The sequence below is a fragment of the Nonomuraea aridisoli genome (genome assembly GCF_003236395.1).
Taxonomy (GTDB): domain Bacteria; phylum Actinomycetota; class Actinomycetes; order Streptosporangiales; family Streptosporangiaceae; genus Nonomuraea; species Nonomuraea aridisoli.
The window spans coordinates 1-756 of record NZ_POUD01000619.1 but is presented as its reverse complement, the minus strand read 5'-3'; the positions used below and the strand labels follow the sequence as shown (position 1 = coordinate 756).

The following is a 756-nucleotide window of genomic DNA, read 5'->3' as shown; positions in this document are numbered from 1 at the left end:
GGCGGAGGGTCTCGGCGGTGGTGAGGCAGGACTCCGATAGGTCGGCGATCTCGCGGCGTATCCGCAGGGAACGGGCTAGGTGGCGGTCGGCGGATGGGCCCGTCCAGAAGGGGGTGTACTCCTCCGGCCGTGATGGGAGGCCCTCGAACGCGTCCGACAGGGCCTTGGCGTAGCGGGTGAGAGCGGCGGCGAGCGACTCCTTGTCCGCCGCCTCGCGCAGCAGCTCGTGTTTCTCGCGCACGGTCAGCGGCTCCGGAGCCTGAGCGCGCCGAGGAAGCGGGCGGCCGTATCGGCGTCCAGCCGGTCCCACGGAGAGGAGAGCTGGGCGCCGTCCCGGGTCTGAGTGAGCTTGCCGGTGTACGGCGTGACGTCCTCGGCCAGCACCAGGCGGACGGCGGAGCCGAGGACGTCGTCGTGGGCGGCGACGGCGCGCACCACGTTCAGCCAGGCCCGCTCCCGCAGGCCGTCGGCGCCCGAGCCGGGCCGCAGTGCCCCGTGCAGCGCGGCGGCGAGCGCCTCGTCGTCGCCGGCGGTGGTCAGCAGCACGCCGGTCTCGCGCGGGTGCTCGGCGAGCAGCTGCTGGAACGCTCCGGGGAAAGCGTCGTAAGCCAGGACCAGCGGACGCGGGTCGGGCGGCTCACGGTTGAGCGCCTCGACCGCGACCCGGTTGACGAACAAGCTCGACGGCCGTCCAAGGGTGATCAGCGCCGCCAGCACACTCATCGGCGCGCCCCCCACCAGCCCGTCCCACTCCTC

The 756-nt window shown here is 73.7% G+C and carries 2 protein-coding genes; both read right to left on the bottom strand.

Annotated features, from left to right (window positions below; all coding sequences use genetic code 11):
- A partial coding sequence (locus C1J01_RS48430; protein WP_146616062.1) for a hypothetical protein occupies positions 1-241 on the bottom strand: 241 nt, incomplete at its 3' end.
- A gap of 2 nt (positions 242-243) precedes the next feature.
- Positions 244-756: hypothetical protein (locus tag C1J01_RS50935; RefSeq protein WP_220040505.1), on the bottom strand; the 513-nt coding region annotated here is incomplete at its 5' end.